Here is a 17,594-nt window from a genome sequence, read left to right on the forward strand (position 1 = left end):
GGCTAGGCGAGGGCGCTTTCTAAATCTTTGATTAGGTCGGTCTCGTTTTCTATGCCAACTGAAAGACGGATAAGCCCATCATCAATCCCATGTTTTTTACGGACATCTACAGGAATGCTGGCATGGGTCATGATAGCGGGATGTTCAATCAGGCTTTCAATTCCCCCAAGACTTTCAGCGAGCGTGAACACATGACAGTTCGACAGCATCTTCTTGGCAGCGCTTTCACCGCCTTTGATAATCGCGGATACCATTCCGCCAAATCCATTCATTTGCTGTTTGGCAATTGCGTGCTGCGGGTGGGAAGGAAGGCCGGGATAAATTACGCGTTCAATACTGCTGTGGTTTGAAAGAAAATTGGCTACCGTCATGGCATTTCGGCAATGGCGCTCCATGCGTAACCCCAATGTTTTAAGGCCGCGATGGGCAAGAAAACTGTCAAACGGGCCAGCAATTGCACCAGTGGCGTTTTGCAGGAACCCCAAACGCTCGGCAATTTCAGCGTTACTTCCAACAACTGCGATACCACCAATAATATCCGAATGCCCGCCTAAATATTTCGTTGCAGAATGAACGACCACATCAAACCCGTGGGATATAGGTTTTTGGATAAAGGGACTGGCAAAGGTATTATCGGCCACGGCAATCAATTTGTGTTGTTTGGCGATTGCTGCCACGGCTTTTAAATCAACGAGCTTCAGTAGAGGATTGGTGGGGGTTTCAACCCATATCATTCGCGTATTGGGACGAATGGCTTTTTCCAGTTCGCCTGCCACAGTTAAATCAACGTACGAGAATTCCAGTTTGGCGGAATGTTTACGTACGCGTTCAAACAAACGGTAGGTTCCCCCATATAAATCATTCATCGCAATAACATGGGATCCTGCTTCCAGCAGTTCTAGTACGGTGGACGATGCCGCCATGCCGGATGCGAATGCAAAGCCCGCGCTGCCTCCTTCCAAATTCGTAATTGCACGTTCATAAGCAAAGCGGGTGGGGTTATGGCTACGCCCGTAATCAAATCCTTTGTGCTCACCAGGTGCGCTTTGCGCAAAGGTGGAGGTCGCGTAAATGGGGGTAATGACAGCGCCGGTTGCTTCATCCACATGCTGTTCGGCGTGAATGGCTCTGGTATCAAAGCCCCAGTTTTTGTTATCTCGTTTTTGGGTCATGCTACACCTGTGCGCTTGCGAAGATACTGGAGCAAATCAATCGGTGTGATGATGCCCAAAAATTCATACTTGTCCATAACGATTGCAACCATGCCGCGTTCAAAAATCGGCAGCAAATCTTCCATGGGCTTGTCCATTTGAATGGTAAGCAGGTTTTTGGTCATGGCCTGCGCAACTTCAATGCCAAACCCTTTCGGGTTGCCGGTAATCGCCAATAAAATATCGGTTTCATTGACAATCCCGACGAGCTTACCGTTATCCATTACCGGCAACTGCGATACATCGTACATGCGCATTTTACGGTAAGCTGCTTGCAATGTATCTGATGGCATAATCGTAATGGCATTCTTACCGGTATGGGGACGGGTAATTAAATCACGCAAATCATGCGCTTCGTTTTTAATGACCAAGCCGTGATCATCCAGCCAATATTCATTGTAAATTTTTGAAAGATATTTATTGCCGCTATCGCATACAAAACTGACTACGCGCTTTGGCGTTTTTTGCGCGCGACAATAACTAAGCGCGGCGGCAATCAATGTTCCGGATGACGAACCACAAATAATCCCTTCCTTGTGTAACAGTTCACGGGCCGTTGAAATGCTTTCTGTATCGGAGATGGTGTAAGCCTTTTTTACAAGGCTAAGGTCACAGTTTTTAGGAATGAAATCCTCGCCGATACCTTCCACCAGCCAGCTTCCGGCTTCAATCATCACCCCTTCATTGATGAACGGCGCAAGCACAGAGCCTTTGGGATCAGCGAGCACCATTTCGCACGTCGGTGCTACGCGTGCAAAATAGCGGCCAAGGCCTGTTAATGTACCGCCAGACCCCACGCCGCATACTACGGCATCGACCTGATGGTTCATCTGTTCCCATATTTCAGGGCCGGTGGTTCTTTCATGCGTAACGGGATTATTGGGGTTTTCAAATTGGTTGACGTAAAATCCGCCTCGTTCCTTGGCGATACGTTCCGCCATATCATGATAATATTCAGGGTGGCCTTTGCCCACATCGGTGCGGGTAATCACTACTTCCGCGCCAAGCGCTTTCAAATGGAAGATTTTTTCCTGACTCATTTTATCAGGAATAACGAGAATGAGTTTATAACCTTTTTGGCTGGCAACCAGAGCAAGCCCAAGGCCGGTATTGCCAGCGGTTGCTTCTACCAATGTGCCGCCGGGTTTTAAACTTCCGTCTTGTTCGGCGGCGGTAATCATGGAAAGGGCGATGCGGTCTTTAATCGAGCCGCCGGGGTTGTGGCTTTCCAGTTTCAGAAATAATTCGCAAGGCCCGCAATCAAGATGATTGACCTTAACCAGTGGTGTATTGCCTACCAATTCAAGAACATTTTTAGATACCGACACGATTACTCCCAAGCTTTTGACAGAGTGTAGTAAGCGTAGATCGATTTATCCCGAAAAAAAGCGGATTCGGATTTTGGCTAATTAAAACAGATTTTTAAGGCAGATTTACGCGTTCATTGGTCTGGTAGCTATTATTACCGATTTGCGCAGTAATGCTGGCGTCCCAATCGCCTGGCAAAGGCAGTTTGGCTTGCCCACGATAAACACCTGGCTCCACCATACTCAGCGGTATAGAAATGTTGCTTTGCGCCACAATGCCGCTGCCATCTTTCACATGGGATAGGGTGAGCTGCACTTCTGCATTCTGAATAGGCTTATGAGCTTTATCGCGCAGCATGAAACGGATGCGGGCAATATTGTCTTGTTTTTTTTCAATACGCAGTTCGCTGCCCCAGCCCAATGCTTCCTGCATCTGCTGTTTTTCTTCGGTGCGGATTTGCTTTTGTTCGAAAAGGTGTTTGTCTTCCAACATGCGCCATGCAGCGCTGCCCAGCATTGCAATTACAAACACCACAAACAGGTGAATAAATAATGATGGCTTCTTCTTTTTCTTAATGCGGCTATGAATCTGTTTCGTGATGTTGCTCATCTTATCCGGCGCGCTGCCCGGCCGTCATCTGGGTGTGGCGCATACGGAAACGTGCTTTATCGGTATCGCTGGTCGTTGCATGGCAATGGTGGCAAGAAACGCCCGCTTCGTATAGCGGATGGTGTTGATCTGCCGCGTTTAACGCATAACCACATGAAAAACACATTACATGTTCGCCCGTCGAAAGCCCGTGACCAACAGCCATGCGGCGGTCAAAAACGTAGCATTCGCCATTCCATTTGCTTTCACTACGCGGAATTTCTTCAAGGTATTTTAAAATGCCGCCTTTCAGGTGATATACTTCCGGGAAACCCTGCGCCAGCATATATGCCGATGCTTTTTCACAGCGAATACCCCCAGTACAGTACATTGCGATTTTGCTATGCTTATTTGGGTCTAATGTCTTTTTCACAAATTCTGCGAAGTCTGTAAATTGTTCGATGTTTGGGTCTATCGCGCCTTCAAATACACCGACCATGGTTTCATAAGTATTGCGCGTATCAAGCACCGTCACGTTTGGGTCGTTGATGAGCGCATTCCAGTCTTTAGGTTCCACATAAGTTCCAACACGTTCATTCGGATTGGCTGATGGCTGTTTAAAGGTTACAATTTCCTTTTTGAGGCGCACTTTCAAACGGTCAAATGGCTTGAACGGCGATACAGAAAATTTTACCTCGCTGCGTGAGAGGCCGGTATTCTGGTTCAATAATTCCAGCATGCTATCCACGGCTTTTTCGCTTCCCGCCAATGTGCCATTGATTCCTTCCGGTGCAATAAGCAGCGATCCGCAAATGCCCAATTCGGCAAAGGCAGGTTTCAGAGCATTGCGGAGGGCAGAAATATCTGCAATCGGCGTGAAACGATATAATGCGGCAACGGTATAATTCATGGGCCGCAGACTATGCTTTTTTCATGTAATTTGTCAAAAAAAATGGCGATTTACTTGTAAATTCAGCTGCGTCAGTTTGCCATGGGGCAGGAGAGGCGGACAAGGGGTAGTATGTAAGCATCTGTTAATGAAGGAGTTTAAACGATGATTACCGAAGCACATGATTTTGCCAGTGAATTTCCAGAATTCAAGCAGGCTATCCATACACTAAAAACTACCAATGGGCATTTTGCAAAATTATTTGAACAATATAACCAGGTTAACAAAGATATTTTGCGCATCGAAACGGGTATAGAAACGGCAAGTGATGAACATACTGAAACCTTAAAAAAGCTGCGCTTGAAACTGAAGGACGATTTATTTCAAAGCCTGAAACAAGCGGCGTAATTAAGTAATAGCCTTGATTTTGTAAACTCTATTTACTCGGTATGATATATGGCTTAAAACCAACTCTTGTTTATTAAGTGCTGGGGAGCTTGTTTTATGCTGTCGATGAAGGCCAAATATGCGCTGCGCGCTCTTACAGTCCTTGCAAAAAGTAAAGAAGAGATGACCCAAAGTAAAGTCATCGCCAGAGAAGCCGGTGTGCCTATCAAATTTCTTGAAAACATCCTTCAGGAATTGAAACGTAATCATCTTGTGGAAAGCAAGCGCGGGGTGTTTGGCGGATATTATCTGGCAAAACCTGCCAAGGATATTACTGTCGCAGAATTAATGCGTATTATCGATGGCCCCTTGGCGCCAGTTCGCTGCGCGAGTTTGTCTGCTTACCAGAAATGTGATGATTGTAAGGATGAACGTGCCTGCACCATCCGCAAAACGATGAAGAAAGTGCGCGATGCAATGTCGGAGGTTCTTGATCACACCTCCATTCTTGATATGGCCGGTTAAATTAAAAAGACAAATCAAGCCGGGAGATTTCGATGTTGAAAGCTGTAATTGCTGCATTTTGGTTGCTATTGGCGCTGGGCGCGTCATGGCCTGCACATGCTGCAGGTAAGCTGGAATTGCTGAATGTTTCCTATGATCCGACGCGTGAATTTTATGAAAAATACAACGCGCTGTTTCAAAAGCATTGGAAAGATAAAACTGCCGGCGATATTTCCATTCGCCAATCCCATGGTGGTTCGGCAAAACAGGCACGCGCAGTGATTGACGGATTGCAGGCAGATGTTGTTACGCTTGCGCTTGCCTATGATATCGACGTCATTGCACAAAACCGTAATCTCTTGCCCCAGAACTGGCAGGAATTGTTGCCGAATAACAGTTCACCCTATACATCGACGATTGTGTTTTTGGTAAAGAAAGGCAATCCCAAGGGTATCAAGGATTGGGGCGATCTGATTAAAGAAGGCGTGGAAGTCATTACGCCTAACCCTAAAACATCTGGTGGTGCGCGCTGGAATTATCTTGCTGCGTATGGTTATGCCGACAAGAAATTCAAAGGCGATGAAGCTAAAATCATGGATTATATGAAACAGTTATTCAAACACGTGCCGGTGTTGGATACAGGGGCGCGCGGTTCAACGACCACATTTGTTCAACGCGGTATTGGCGATGTATTGCTGACATGGGAAAACGAGGCTTATTTGGCTGTAAACGAGCTTGGCAAAGACAAGTACGACATTGTAGTGCCACCAGTTGGCATTTTAGCAGAACCGCCTGTGGCAGTTATCCAAAAGAATGCCGAGAAAAAGAAAACCCAAGATGCCGCTAGAGAATACCTGACTTATCTCTATTCAAAAGAGGCCCAGGAATTGGCGGCCGAGCATTATTACCGCCCGCAAGATAAAGCGGTATTGGCAAAATACAAAAACCGTTTCCCAACTGTGCCGATGATGACCATTGCCGATTTCGGAGGCTGGAAAGCTGCGCAGAAAAAACATTTTGATGATGGCGGGTTATTCGACGAGCTTTCGAAAAAATAAGCATGACCACAACCCTGACATCATCTTTTTTTAAACAGCTTAAAAAGCCAAGCGTGTTGCCGGGATTTGGTCTTACGCTTGGCTTCACGCTGGTTTATCTTGCGCTTGTTGTACTTTTACCGCTTTCGGGTTTGTTTTTTGCAACCGCCAAGCTTTCTTGGGCTGAATTTTTCAATACTATTACTGCTGAACGTGTAATGCATGCCTATGGCGTCAGCTTTGGCACAGCTTTTGTCGCGGCGCTTATCAATGTTGTATTCGGTCTTATCGTTGCATGGATTTTAGTGCGGTATGATTTTCCGTTCAAAAAAATATTTGATGCGATGGTGGATTTACCTTTTGCGTTGCCTACCGCCGTTGCCGGTATTGCGCTGACATCGCTCTATGCCCCGTCGGGCTGGATTGGGCAGTATCTGGAACCCCTTGGCATCAAAATCGCCTTTACCCCGCTTGGGATTACGATTGCGCTTATCTTCGTGGGGTTGCCGTTTGTGGTACGCACCGTTCAGCCAGTATTGGAAGACATGAACCGCGAATTGGAAGAGGCGGCAGCTAGTTTAGGTGCAACCCGCACACAAATCTTTTTACTGATTTTCTTGCCGCATATTACGCCTGCATTGATGACAGGATTTGCCATGGCTTTTGCCCGCGCGCTGGGTGAATATGGTTCGGTAATTTTCATCGCAGGCAACAAGCCGATGATTTCAGAAATCATCCCGCTGCTGATTATGACGAAGCTGGAGCAATACGACCATGCAGGAGCAACTGCGCTGGCAATCGTTATGCTGCTTGTTTCTTTTGTTATGCTCTACCTCATCAACGCGTTACAAAAATGGGGTCAAACCCGGATGCTGAGGGATAATTAATGTCGCTCTCCATTCCCCAAAATAAACAAAATGGCATAGGTGAAGTGTTATGGGTACGCATAACGCTGATTATCCTGGGCATGCTGTTCCTTGGCGCAGTTATTGGCTTGCCATTGGCGGCGGTGTTCACCGAAGCCTTGCGCAAAGGTGTTGATGCCTATATGGCCAGTATTGTCGAACCGGATGCGCTGGCGGCCATTCGTCTTACGCTGCTGGTTGCGGCGATTGCTGTTCCATTAAACATTGTATTCGGCATTGCTGCCAGCTGGGCGATTACCAAATTTGAATTTACGGGTAAGCGTCTGCTGATCACGCTGATTGATTTACCGTTTTCAGTATCGCCTGTAATTTCAGGTTTGATTTACGCGTTGATGTTTGGTGCGCAATCGCTGCTTGGCTCGTGGCTGTTGGAGCATGATATTCAAATCCTGTTTGCGGTGCCTGCGCTGGTTATTGCGACCGTCTTTGTTACGTTCCCCTTTGTTGCGCGTGAACTTATTCCATTGATGGAAGAGCAGGGTACGGAAGAGGAAGAAGCCGCCATTTTGCTTGGTGCATCGGGCTGGCAAACCTTTATATCAGTCACTTTACCGAATATCCGCTGGGGGTTGCTGTATGGCGTATTGCTGTGCAATGCCCGCGCCATGGGCGAATTCGGCGCAGTTTCGGTGGTGTCAGGCCATATTAAAGGTGAGACCAACACCATCCCGTTGCAGGTTGAGATTTTGTATAACGAATATAATTTTGTCGCTGCGTTTTCAGTGGCATCCATTCTCACTTTATTGGCGCTCGTCACATTAATGCTCAAACGCATGGTTGAAAAATACGGCGCCAAAACCAAAAAGATAACGACGTAAGGGTAGACAATGGGTATTAGCGCAAAAAACATCTGCAAGCGTTACAAGGAATTCGTCGCGCTGGATAATGTCAGCCTTGATGTGAAATCAGGCGAACTTGTTGCACTGCTTGGCCCATCGGGTTCAGGTAAAACCAGCTTGCTGCGAATTATCTCTGGGCTTGATTTTCCGGATAGTGGCAGCGTGGAATTTGATGGCGCAGAAGCCCGTACAAATGATCAGGACAGGCATGTCGGCTTCGTATTCCAACATTATGCCCTGTTCAAACATATGACCGTGTTTGAAAATATTGCCTTTGGGTTGCGTGTACGTAATAAAAAATACCGCCCAACCGAATTTGCTATCCGCCGCAAGGTCGTGAAACTTTTAAACCTTGTCCATTTAGAGGCATTTTGGGATCGATATCCAAGCCAGTTGTCGGGCGGGCAGCGCCAACGTGTTGCGCTTGCGCGTGCGCTTGCGGTGGAGCCCCAAGTCTTGCTGCTCGATGAACCCTTTGGTGCGCTTGATGCCAAGGTGCGCAAAGAGCTTCGTCGCTGGATGCGTAAATTGCATAACGATATGCACATCACCAGTATTTTTGTAACGCATGATCAGGAAGAAGCAATGGAAGTTGCTGACCGCGTGGTGGTCATGAACAGCAGCCGTATTGAACAGGTGGGGACGCCAGAACAGGTTTATCACACGCCAGCCAACGCATTCGTCTATGACTTCATGGGCAATTATAACGAATTTGACGGTTGGAAGGACCGCGATGGCCGCATCCATATCGCTGAAACCGATGTGGTAGATAGCGCCGATGAAGTTGCGAGCCAAGAAGAAGCAGAAACCGAACGCCTGCTATTGCCGGAAAAGAAACGCATCTTGCGCATGCCCGAAGGTGCGAAGGCCATTAAGCTTTATGCGCGCCCGCATGAAATGCTGGTATCGCGTGACCCGCTAGATGATGACGGCATCCAAGTAAAGGTCATTCACATCAACCCTGCGGGGCCGCTAGTAAAAATGGAACTGGAATCCAATAGCAACCGCGTGCTGCAAGCCGAAGTTCCAAAAAGTGTTCTTGATAAATTGGTCATTAAACGTGACGACACGTTGTTCGTACGCCCCAAGGTGACGCGTATTTTCGAATAGTCAGCTCGCCTTATATTTATGATAGCCAGCTTCACGCAATTCGCATGCAGGGCAAGTGCCGCAGCCATAGCCCCATGTATGTTTAGTTGTGTGGTCACCCATATAACAGCTATGGGTTTCATTTACGATAATGTCGATTAACGGCTGTCCACCAAGGGTTTTTGCTAATTCCCATGTCTTCGCCTTATCTACCCACATCAGTGGCGTGTGGATTTTAAATTCCTCGCCCATACCAAAGTTGATGGCGCGTTCCAACGCTTTCAATGTTTCATCGCGGCAATCGGGATAACCTGAATAATCCGTTTCGCACATTCCGCCCACAAGGTTTTTAACGCCCAGGCGGTAGGCAAGGGCAGCTGCGTAATTGAAAAACAGCAAATTGCGCCCCGGCACAAATGTATTGGGTAGGCCGTTTTTGTTAAATTTGATTTCCATTTCACGGGTAAGCGATGTCTCGGCAATACTGCTCAGCGATTTCAAATCAATTAGCGTATCGCTGCCAATTTTTTTGCTCCACATAGGATATGCGGTTTTTATTTTTTCGATGACTGTTTTACGACAGGTCAATTCAACACTATGCCGTTGCCCGTAATCAAACCCAATCGTATGTACGGTTTCGAATTGGTTCAGTGCCCACGCAAGGCATACGGTGCTATCTTGCCCGCCGGAGAAAAGAACCAGTGCGGAACTCATTTTTTAGGCCCAAAATAAACGCATTTTTCGCTACCGCTATCGCGGTAAACGGTCACGCTGTGCAGCATTGGCAGCTTGGGCGCCAGTTGCTTCCATATCCATGCGGATAGATTTTCCATTGTGGCAGGACCAAGGTCTTTTAAATCATCAAGGAACTTATGTTCTAATCCATCACGTGCTTCTTCAATTATTTTCTCGAACTGATATAAATCAATCAGCATTCCGGTTGCCGGGTTTGGCTCGCCGCGCAGGGTAATTTCCGCACGGTAGGAATGGCCATGAATTTCACGGCTACGGTTTTCTTCTTTCGCGTTGTTTACATTGCGGTTCAATGTGTGTGCGGCATCAAAGCGGAATTGTTTGCTGAGTTCGTACATTAAGGAATGCCCATAAGCTTGTGGGTTTGCAGGCTGACCCGCCAGCGTGGATTATTCATGCAAAATTCGACTGCCAATTGGGTATTCTTTGCCCGGTCCACCCCATCCATGGGTTGTAGCCAGAAATGGTCAAAGCGCAGATTTTCAAAATCAGCAGGGGATACGCCGTCTTGCGGGTAAACCAGTTTTAATTCCTTGCCTGTCTTTTGCTTTAGTTCGGCCTTGGCTTTTGGGCTCACGCAAATCCAGTCAATGCTGGCGGGCGCATGAAGGGTACCATTCGTTTCTATGGCAATTTCAAATCCGGCGTTATGCACGGCGGCGATGACCGCGTCATCTAATTGCAGTAAGGGTTCACCGCCGGTGAATACAACCAAGCGGCGCTGTGTATCTGCGCCCCAGCACGTGACCAGTGCATTACATAATGCCACAGCATCGGTGTATTTGCCGCCACCAATGCCATCTGTTCCAACAAAATCGGTGTCACAGAAATTGCATGTGGCATTGGCGCGGTCTTCTTCGCGGCCTGTCCATAAATTGCATCCGGCAAAACGGCAAAACACCGCGGCGCGTCCGGCTTGTCCGCCTTCGCCTTGTAATGTTTTAAAAATTTCCTTTACCGAATAGACCATTTAACCGCGACCCTTATAGGGTGAAACGCCTTGGTCTGGGAGCCATACGCCCTTGGGCAATGTGCCGGTTTGCCAGAACACATCAATCGGAATGCCGCCGCGTGGGTACCAGTAACCACCAATTCGCAGGTAATGCGGCTTGATGGTCGCGGCAATGTCTTTGCCAATACGCACCGTGCAATCTTCATGGAATGCACCGTGGTTGCGGAAGGAGAACAGGTACAGCTTGAATGATTTGCTTTCGAGCAGCCATTTGTTAGCAACAATATCAACAACGATATGCGCAAAATCCGGCTGGCCCGTCACGGGGCACAGCGATGTAAATTCCGGCGCAGTAAAGCGCGCAACATAATGGTCTGGGTGCGGGTTGGGCACGGCTTCCAATATCGCTTTATGTGGTGATTGCGGTATGGGTGTTGCCTTACCAAGCAGTTTGGTTTTTAGCTTTTTCATGGCTGTTTATTTATGGTTTTTTACCAAATCATGCAAGGTTTGCTTTGATTTCAGGCCATTTAAGGCCTATTTAGCTAATCCGTTTCACAACTATTGAAAGCTTTTCGTGGCCGCCACCCTTTTGCTCAGCGTTCAAGATGCCGCTATCCAGTATGGCGAGAAAGTCTTGTTCGAAAACCTATCCTTCTCAATCTGTGAAGGCGACAAGATTTGCTTGGTCGGTAAAAACGGCGTGGGCAAAACAACACTGATGAATATTATCCAAGGTATCAAAGAATTGGATGAAGGCGAGCGTTGGCAATTGCAGGGCACCAGCGTTGGTTATTTACAGCAGGAAGTGGCGTTTAAACCCGGCCAAACCGTTTACGATTTTGTTTTTGAAGGCCTGAATACCGATAATCAAGACGGCGCTCAGGATTATAAAATTGAAATGGTCATCGCGCCATTGCACCTGAATCTGGATGATAAAATGGCTGCGCTATCGGGTGGACAATTGCGCCGCGCGGCGCTGGCGCGCGCGTTGGTTGAAGGTCCGGATATTCTGTTGTTAGACGAACCCACCAACCATCTGGATCTGGATGTGATTGAATGGCTGGAAACGTACCTGAAATTCTATCATGGCGCGATTGTATGTATCAGCCATGACAAGGCGTTTTTGGCGAATATATCCGATAAGGTGTTTTGGCTGGATAGAGGCCGCTTACGCGTATGCCCCAAAGGATTTGGTCATTTCGAAGAATGGTCAACGCAGTTATTGGAACATGAAGAACGCGAATTAAAAAACCGCCAGAAGGTGTTGGATCAGGAGGTGGAGTGGGCAAGTAGGGGTGTAAAAGCGCGCCGTAAACGCAATGTGCGCCGCGTAGAACTGATGAAGATTGAGCGTGACAGACTGCGCGCAGATAAAAATTCACTTGCCCGCATGTTATCCAAAATCGAATTCACGCCGTTAAAGGAAGAAGAAGTATCATCTACGCGTATCGTCGCGGAGTTCTTCAAAGTGCACAAAAGTTATGTCGATGAAGGGCGCACAAAAACTATTCTTGATGGATTTAATCTGCGCATTATGCGCGGAGATCGTATTGGCATTGTGGGTAAAAACGGTTCCGGTAAAACCAGTTTCTTGAAAATGCTGGTGGGTGAACTTGCCCCTGATATGGGCAAGGTCAAGCTAACCAAGGATTTACAGTTCTCGTATTTCGACCAAAAGCGCAAGGACTTAAACCCTGAAAATTCGCTTCATAAAACCTTATGTCCTAATGGCAGCGACCATCTGGATGTGATGGGCAAAACCCGCCATATCTGCGGCTATTTAAAAGATTTCATGTTCGACCCCAAAATGGTGCATCACGCGGTTAGCACATTGTCGGGTGGGCAAAAAAACCGTTTACTGCTTGCTAAAATTCTAGCGAACCCCGGCAGCCTGCTTATCCTTGATGAACCTACCAATGATTTGGATATGGATACGCTTGATATGCTGGAGGATATTCTAGCGGGTTATACGGGTACCTTGATTGTTGTTAGCCATGACCGTGATTTTTTAGACCAAACGGTCAGCAAAATGTTGGCGTTTGAAGGCGATGGAAAAGTGGAAGGTGTGATCGGCGGGTATCAGGATTACCTGGCGTTCAAGCAAAAGCGCGATGCCAAGAAACCCGCAGGAGAACAAGTTCAGGAAAAACCGAAAGCGCAACCGGTAAAAAGCGAGCCGCGCAAGGTTGAAAAACCTGCTATTAAATTGTCATACAAGCATCAATACGAATGGGAACAGCTTCCTGATAAAATCGCAAAGCTGGAGCATGAAATCGCAGATTTAAATACGCTGCTGCAAGATGCTGATTTCTATGCCCGTGATATTGATGCATTTCATGAAGCAACCAAGCGGCACGCCGCAGCCACGCATGAGCTGGAAAAGGCTGAACAGCGCTGGCTTGAACTGGATGCGCTCATTACTGCTTCCACTCAGACGTAAAAACCGCCTTTCAGGTTTCCCCAAAAGGCGGTTTCACGATTTTATTAAATTAGTGGCTTACGGCTGGTGCTGGAACCGGCTTTGGCGCTTTGGTTGATACATGGGTCGGTGCGGCCTCGCCTGCTGTTGCCGTTGCAGGGTGAGCGGTTGGCTGCTTTTCAGCTTTCTTTGCGCCCTTCATTTCAACCTTTTCTGCAGTCATGCCGTATTCGATGGTGACTTTATCACCAACTTTTGCATCGACTGGAATTTCGGTTGCGCCGGTGCGCGCGATTTCCCATTTTTCTTTGCCTTTTTGAACAACAATTTTGCTGTCGGTTAGTTCAAGGATCGGGCCGGTTACTTGGTATGCAAATGCGCTGGATGCAACGCCAACTGTAAGTACCGCTGCAAGGGCTAGTGATTTAGCAAGTGTCATAGGATGCTCCTGATATGGATAAGGTGGAAAACACCAAAGAGGCTCTACCCCAATTAAGGCGACCGCATGGCATCCCATAAGCAATTTTATGGAATCGTCATTCAAGCGGTTTTAAAGGTGCTAGCCGCGTTTCTTATGGAAGGAGCGGGGCTTGCCAGCGCCTTCTTCATCTCTGCGTTTGCCAAAAGCTGGCTTCCCGCCAAATGAAGGCTTGCCGCCCTTATTACCAAATGATTTTTTACCAAACGGCTTATTGCCACCCTCAGATTTTCCAAAACGGTTTTCAGAGCGTCTATCGTCACGGCGATCTTCTCTGCGATTGTCATTACCAAAGCTACGTTCTTTATCAAATGACTTTTTGCCGAACGGTTTGCGCTCGCTATCATTATCGAAGCGGCGTTCTTTATTAAACGGCTTTTTGCCGAACGGCTTGGGTTCACGATCATCACGATCAAAACCACTGCGTTCCGTGCGGTCAAAACTACGTTCCTTATTGCCCCATTCTTTTTTAAATGGCTTTTTGCCAAATGGTTTGCGTTCGGCGGCGTCACGGTTGAATTCATTGCGCTCGCGCTCAAAACCTTCACGCTTATCTAATGGATCAAAGCTACCTTTGTTGAAGGGCTTCTTGCCAAATGGCTTTTTATCGCCAAAAGACTTGCGCTCGCCAAACGGTTTGCGGTCATCGCGGCGTTCTTCATTGCGTTCAAAACCTCCACGCTCTACGCGGTCAAAGCTACGTTCCTTCTTAAACGGCTTTTTAGCGAATGAACGCTGTTCATCACGTTCGCCTTCTGGCTTGTTTACGTGATCTTTCTTGAAGAATTCACGTTTCTTTTCAAATCGTGGTGTATCATCATCTCCACGATTATCACGTTCAAATCGTTTTTTATCGCCAAATTTTTTACCGCCAAACTTCTTTCCGAACGACTTGCCCTTATAGCCTTCGCCATCACTGCCAGCACGGCCACGTTTTTCATAATTTCCGGAAGATGACTTACCTTGTTTCTTGGTTGGGTCCAGCAAGCGTTCAATTGCAAACCATTTGCGGGATTCCGATGGTGCAACAAAGCTAACCGCTTGTCCTTTTGCGCCCGCGCGGCCGGTGCGGCCAATACGGTGAATGAAATCTTCGGGAGCTTGTGGCAGATCGTAATTGATCACGTGTTCAATGTGCGGAATATCTAAACCGCGGGCTGCCACATCCGTTGCAACCAGAATGCGGTATTTTTGTTCACGGAAATTACGAGTTACTTTGTCGCGTTTGTGCTGACGTAAATCGCCGTGCAATGCATCGGATTCATAATCATCTCCACGAAGGCGTTTGGCCAAACGGTCTGCGCCGTATTTGGTTTTAACGAAAATGATCACGCTGCCTTGGCGTTCGCCCAGTTCACGGATAAGATGTTCATATTTCTTGCCATCTTCGGTTTCAACAACCTTTAGTTCGACATTTGCTGCGGTTTGGTTGGTTTCACCTACCGAAATGCGTACGGGGTGGTTCAAATAACGCCCCGCCAGCTTGACGATTTCGCCCGGCATGGTTGCAGAGAACATCAGCGTCTGGCGCTGTTTTGGCATTTTCTCAATAATCGTTTCGATTTGAATGCCAAAACCCATATCGAGCATACGATCAGTTTCATCGAGCACCAATACTTCGGCGTGTGACAGTTTTAATGTGCCGCGCTTTAAATGGTCGTTTACGCGGCCTGGTGTGCCAATAATTACGCGAGGCTTCTTTTGTAACTGGTTGAGCTGTTTGCCCATGGAATCTCCGCCAATAAGCAGGGCGGTAAGAAGCTTTGAACCAGCCGATAATTCAATGACTGCTTTTTCAACCTGTGCCGCCAATTCGCGGGTCGGCAAAAGAACGATGGCGGTTGCGGTGGGATTGGCCATTAGCTTGGCAATAAGTGGAATAGCAAATGCTGCGGTTTTGCCCGTGCCTGTTTGTGCGGTTCCTAAAATATCCTTACCTTCAAGGGCAGGCGGAATGGCGCCCATTTGAATAGGGGTGGCTATGGTGAAATTCAGTTTTTCGATGGCGTGTTGGAGGGCTTGCGGTAACGCAAAATCGTTAAAGGATGACATGGGGGTCTTTCTGTTCAGTTCATGGTTATGTGTGTGTCCGGATATCCCATCTTGGGTATCCCCACGAGCATTGCTAGAACTCGGTCTAGGCTTATTGGCTCAGGTTTGCATAAGGGACAGCACAGCATCTAATAACAGAAATAGGCGGTCATTTAAGTCAAACAATGGTGCTGTTATAGGGGGTGCCCAATAAAAGCGCAAGAAAAAACCCACCCTGTAAAGGGTGGGTTTTGTTCATTATTACGCAATAAAGCGAATAATTATCAGCAATTACTTGCCAACTGCTTCTTTAAGTTCCTTAGCAGCGCGGAAAGCGATCTTCTTCTTTGCTGGGATGGAGATGGTTTCTCCGGTAGCTGGGTTGCGGCCCATGCGAGCAGCGCGCTTGCGAACTTGCAAGATGCCGAGGCCAGCCATGCGTACGCGGTTGCCCTTCTTCAGGTTCTTAACGAGGGAGGCTACGAGGCCTTCCATCAGGGTGTTGAGGGTCTTCTTTGGCATATCGTTCTTTTCAGCGAGTTCAGCTGCGATTTGCTTCAGAGTTACGGTTGGTTGAGTTGCAGTAGCCATGAGCAGTGGTCCTGTTTTTTAAGGTTTCGAAGAGATTAAAGAGTCATTGTTCAATGCCTGTTTTAGTGAGGTTTGTTTATCAACCTTAGAATCACGACACCGAACGAATGAATTCTCAGCAGCTTTAAACGCCTTTGTCGATAGCATTTTTTGCATGTTCGCAAAAAAAATGCAGAAAAATGCCTTCTAAACGGGCTTAATCCACAGAAATCAGTAAAAACGGGTTTAGAAAACCCTTAATTTATAGGGGTTTTTGGCACCTTGGCATTTTATGGGGGCGGATTAATTCGATTCCTAGCAGCACATTACCTGGAGCCAAACAGGCCTTGAGGAGGTGTATCTGGAAAATAAAACCAGCATGGAAATATGTCAAAGCATGGGTTAGTTATACGCGCATATAGTCCATATTTATTTTTTAAACATGCGTCCTTTATTGAACGAACATTTGGAAATTTCAGGTGATGAACGAATATATGTCATCACGGATAATCATGGCCATGCGATGATTTTGGAACGATTGCTTGATCTCGTTCACTGTCATATCAAACAAAATCCGCTAAAGAAAAATCAAACCGCGCGTATTTTATTTCTGGGTGATATGAACGATAAGGGCCCCGATACCGCAGGCGTGTTCAAGATTTTGGTCGAGCGTATGGGGTTAGGTAAGAAGGGCAGTAGAAATCATAAGTACCGCATCAGCTTTAGCGGGCTGGTTGGTAATCATGAATATAACTTAAATCTATTTCTGTTGGGGTCGCGTGAACGCTTTCAGGACACCGATGTTTCAAAAGATTTGCATCGTGAAATGCTGACCGGCGAAAAACGGCGTTGGACGTATGAGTCCCTCTGCTGGTTTTTGGAAGGCGGAGGCCTGCAAACAGCCGAAAGTTATGGTGTTATAAAGAATAAGCTAAAAGAGCGGTTTGAATTACTGCGCATCCGCGTTGCGGAGATACAAAGAAGGAGGCCTGTTCAAGCCGCGCCCTCTGCGACAAAAAGCGAGCGGGATATTTCCCATGACGTTCTCAAGGCCGCGCAGGAACTGGATATTGATTTTGAAAAAATCCGTGATGCGTTGAAGGTGGAGATGAAGCGGCGCAATCATCTCAAGATATTATCGGCACTCTATGCGTCTGCCGAACGCATGCCGACTGAAAACTTGCCACGCCTTGCATTTTTGCATGCCAAAACTGGGTTGCTGGAGACTGTTCATTTGCGTGATCTGTCGCTGGAAGTTAAGACTGGCGTTCGCAAGGCCGATGACAGCACTAGCCGCATTCGTATCCGGCGCGGGGCGGTACGCCGCATGATCCAGTTTCATGGCCATAAAAGCGGAAAAACTATCCCGAATGTGAAGCCGAATTCCATCGGTCTTGATTCACGTATCGTATCAACAGGCGTTGGCGTTGCGATGGTTATCGACCATGACCAGATCGGTTACATTGAAACCGCATCAAACCACAAGCGCGGTAAGGGGGATGTTATTATGAAAGAACTCGGAACCATGACCCCGCAAGGCGACATCATCCTCCATCCATCTTTCGCGCCTATCCGCATCGCGGATATACGTGCTATTCCTGCGCCCTGAC

At 47.4% G+C, this 17,594-nt stretch carries 19 protein-coding genes; 8 read left to right on the top strand and 11 right to left on the bottom strand.

Going from position 1 to position 17,594, the window contains the following annotated elements:
- Window positions 1–2: 2 nt before the first annotated feature.
- The 4 genes from SFW65_01475 to SFW65_01490 form a co-directional block, all read right to left on the bottom strand.
- Window positions 3–1,172 carry a PLP-dependent aspartate aminotransferase family protein gene (locus tag SFW65_01475; protein MDX1921787.1) on the bottom strand — a complete coding sequence of 390 codons (1,170 nt, stop codon included), beginning with the start codon at window positions 1,170–1,172 and terminating at the stop codon, window positions 3–5.
- Window positions 1,169–2,539: a cystathionine beta-synthase gene (locus SFW65_01480; GenBank protein ID MDX1921788.1), complete on the bottom strand. Its 1,371-nt coding sequence runs from the start codon at window positions 2,537–2,539 to the stop codon at window positions 1,169–1,171. Before SFW65_01480 ends, SFW65_01475 begins: the two co-directional genes overlap by 4 nt.
- A gap of 94 nt (window positions 2,540–2,633) precedes the next feature.
- Window positions 2,634–3,128 carry a FixH family protein gene (locus SFW65_01485; GenBank protein MDX1921789.1) on the bottom strand — a complete coding sequence of 165 codons (495 nt, stop codon included), beginning with the start codon at window positions 3,126–3,128 and terminating at the stop codon, window positions 2,634–2,636.
- A 1-nt stretch (window position 3,129) separates the two neighbouring features.
- Window positions 3,130–4,017 (bottom strand): rhodanese-related sulfurtransferase, encoded by an 888-nt coding sequence (locus tag SFW65_01490; protein MDX1921790.1) that lies wholly within the window; start codon window positions 4,015–4,017, stop codon window positions 3,130–3,132.
- 144 nt (window positions 4,018–4,161) lie between these two features.
- Here SFW65_01490 and SFW65_01495 point away from each other — a divergent pair, with 144 nt between their 5' ends.
- From SFW65_01495 to SFW65_01520, 6 genes are all read left to right on the top strand, one after another.
- Entirely contained in the window at window positions 4,162–4,404 is a 243-nt protein-coding gene (locus SFW65_01495) for a DUF465 domain-containing protein (protein ID MDX1921791.1), read from the top strand.
- A gap of 96 nt (window positions 4,405–4,500) precedes the next feature.
- Window positions 4,501–4,908 carry an Rrf2 family transcriptional regulator gene (locus SFW65_01500; GenBank protein MDX1921792.1) on the top strand — a complete coding sequence of 136 codons (408 nt, stop codon included), beginning with the start codon at window positions 4,501–4,503 and terminating at the stop codon, window positions 4,906–4,908.
- Window positions 4,909–4,940: 32 nt separating this feature from the next.
- Entirely contained in the window at window positions 4,941–5,945 is a 1,005-nt protein-coding gene (locus SFW65_01505) for a sulfate ABC transporter substrate-binding protein (GenBank protein ID MDX1921793.1), read from the top strand.
- 2 nt (window positions 5,946–5,947) lie between these two features.
- Window positions 5,948–6,811: a sulfate ABC transporter permease subunit CysT gene (gene cysT / locus SFW65_01510; protein ID MDX1921794.1), complete on the top strand. Its 864-nt coding sequence runs from the start codon at window positions 5,948–5,950 to the stop codon at window positions 6,809–6,811.
- Entirely contained in the window at window positions 6,811–7,668 is an 858-nt protein-coding gene (cysW, locus tag SFW65_01515) for a sulfate ABC transporter permease subunit CysW (protein ID MDX1921795.1), read from the top strand. Before cysT ends, cysW begins: the two co-directional genes overlap by 1 nt.
- A gap of 9 nt (window positions 7,669–7,677) precedes the next feature.
- Entirely contained in the window at window positions 7,678–8,799 is a 1,122-nt protein-coding gene (locus tag SFW65_01520; GenBank protein MDX1921796.1) for a sulfate ABC transporter ATP-binding protein, read from the top strand.
- Here SFW65_01520 and queC read toward each other — a convergent pair whose 3' ends face one another.
- The 4 genes from queC to queF are packed head-to-tail and all read right to left on the bottom strand — an operon-like array spanning window position 8,800 to window position 10,954.
- Window positions 8,800–9,492, bottom strand: a complete 693-nt coding sequence (queC, locus tag SFW65_01525) for a 7-cyano-7-deazaguanine synthase QueC (GenBank protein ID MDX1921797.1) — start codon at window positions 9,490–9,492, stop codon at window positions 8,800–8,802.
- Window positions 9,489–9,869, bottom strand: coding sequence for a 6-carboxytetrahydropterin synthase (locus tag SFW65_01530; GenBank protein MDX1921798.1), 381 nt, complete (start codon window positions 9,867–9,869; stop codon window positions 9,489–9,491). Before SFW65_01530 ends, queC begins: the two co-directional genes overlap by 4 nt.
- Complete coding sequence (gene queE, locus SFW65_01535) at window positions 9,869–10,501, bottom strand: 7-carboxy-7-deazaguanine synthase (GenBank protein MDX1921799.1); 633 nt, start codon at window positions 10,499–10,501, stop codon at window positions 9,869–9,871. The genes SFW65_01530 and queE overlap by 1 nt, the downstream gene beginning before the upstream one ends.
- Window positions 10,502–10,954, bottom strand: coding sequence for a preQ(1) synthase (gene queF, locus SFW65_01540; protein MDX1921800.1), 453 nt, complete (start codon window positions 10,952–10,954; stop codon window positions 10,502–10,504).
- Between the two features lie 106 nt (window positions 10,955–11,060).
- Here queF and SFW65_01545 point away from each other — a divergent pair, with 106 nt between their 5' ends.
- On the top strand, window positions 11,061–12,926 hold the full coding sequence (locus SFW65_01545; protein MDX1921801.1) for an ATP-binding cassette domain-containing protein: 1,866 nt from the start codon (window positions 11,061–11,063) through the stop codon (window positions 12,924–12,926).
- 49 nt (window positions 12,927–12,975) lie between these two features.
- Here the strand turns inward: SFW65_01545 and SFW65_01550 are convergent, their stop codons facing one another.
- The 3 genes from SFW65_01550 to SFW65_01560 form a co-directional block, all read right to left on the bottom strand.
- Complete coding sequence (locus SFW65_01550) at window positions 12,976–13,344, bottom strand: hypothetical protein (protein MDX1921802.1); 369 nt, start codon at window positions 13,342–13,344, stop codon at window positions 12,976–12,978.
- A gap of 120 nt (window positions 13,345–13,464) precedes the next feature.
- Window positions 13,465–15,435, bottom strand: coding sequence for a DEAD/DEAH box helicase (locus SFW65_01555; GenBank protein MDX1921803.1), 1,971 nt, complete (start codon window positions 15,433–15,435; stop codon window positions 13,465–13,467).
- 270 nt (window positions 15,436–15,705) lie between these two features.
- Window positions 15,706–16,005 carry an HU family DNA-binding protein gene (locus tag SFW65_01560; protein ID MDX1921804.1) on the bottom strand — a complete coding sequence of 100 codons (300 nt, stop codon included), beginning with the start codon at window positions 16,003–16,005 and terminating at the stop codon, window positions 15,706–15,708.
- Between the two features lie 433 nt (window positions 16,006–16,438).
- Between SFW65_01560 and SFW65_01565 the strand changes: the two genes are divergently transcribed.
- A complete protein-coding gene (locus SFW65_01565) occupies window positions 16,439–17,593 on the top strand; it encodes a hypothetical protein (protein ID MDX1921805.1) in 1,155 nt (384 codons plus the stop codon).
- Window position 17,594: the final 1 nt, after the last annotated feature.

Source organism: Alphaproteobacteria bacterium, from assembly GCA_033762625.1.
Classification (GTDB): domain Bacteria; phylum Pseudomonadota; class Alphaproteobacteria; order UBA9219; family RGZA01; genus RGZA01.

What these genes read in the sequence shown, in the direction of transcription:
- SFW65_01520 (MDX1921796.1), top strand. Translation starts at nt 7,678, where the DNA reads ATGGGTATTAGCGCAAAAAACATCTGCAAGCGTTACAAGGAATTCGTC.
- SFW65_01560 (MDX1921804.1), bottom strand. Translation starts at nt 16,005, where the DNA reads ATGGCTACTGCAACTCAACCAACCGTAACTCTGAAGCAAATCGCAGCT.
- SFW65_01550 (MDX1921802.1), bottom strand. Translation starts at nt 13,344, where the DNA reads ATGACACTTGCTAAATCACTAGCCCTTGCAGCGGTACTTACAGTTGGC.
- SFW65_01530 (MDX1921798.1), bottom strand. Translation starts at nt 9,869, where the DNA reads ATGTACGAACTCAGCAAACAATTCCGCTTTGATGCCGCACACACATTG.
- SFW65_01475 (MDX1921787.1), bottom strand. Translation starts at nt 1,172, where the DNA reads ATGACCCAAAAACGAGATAACAAAAACTGGGGCTTTGATACCAGAGCC.
- SFW65_01485 (MDX1921789.1), bottom strand. Translation starts at nt 3,128, where the DNA reads ATGAGCAACATCACGAAACAGATTCATAGCCGCATTAAGAAAAAGAAG.
- queE (MDX1921799.1), bottom strand. Translation starts at nt 10,501, where the DNA reads ATGGTCTATTCGGTAAAGGAAATTTTTAAAACATTACAAGGCGAAGGC.
- queC (MDX1921797.1), bottom strand. Translation starts at nt 9,492, where the DNA reads ATGAGTTCCGCACTGGTTCTTTTCTCCGGCGGGCAAGATAGCACCGTA.
- SFW65_01500 (MDX1921792.1), top strand. Translation starts at nt 4,501, where the DNA reads ATGCTGTCGATGAAGGCCAAATATGCGCTGCGCGCTCTTACAGTCCTT.
- SFW65_01505 (MDX1921793.1), top strand. Translation starts at nt 4,941, where the DNA reads ATGTTGAAAGCTGTAATTGCTGCATTTTGGTTGCTATTGGCGCTGGGC.
- SFW65_01490 (MDX1921790.1), bottom strand. Translation starts at nt 4,017, where the DNA reads ATGAATTATACCGTTGCCGCATTATATCGTTTCACGCCGATTGCAGAT.
- cysT (MDX1921794.1), top strand. Translation starts at nt 5,948, where the DNA reads ATGACCACAACCCTGACATCATCTTTTTTTAAACAGCTTAAAAAGCCA.
- cysW (MDX1921795.1), top strand. Translation starts at nt 6,811, where the DNA reads ATGTCGCTCTCCATTCCCCAAAATAAACAAAATGGCATAGGTGAAGTG.
- SFW65_01555 (MDX1921803.1), bottom strand. Translation starts at nt 15,435, where the DNA reads ATGTCATCCTTTAACGATTTTGCGTTACCGCAAGCCCTCCAACACGCC.
- SFW65_01495 (MDX1921791.1), top strand. Translation starts at nt 4,162, where the DNA reads ATGATTACCGAAGCACATGATTTTGCCAGTGAATTTCCAGAATTCAAG.
- queF (MDX1921800.1), bottom strand. Translation starts at nt 10,954, where the DNA reads ATGAAAAAGCTAAAAACCAAACTGCTTGGTAAGGCAACACCCATACCG.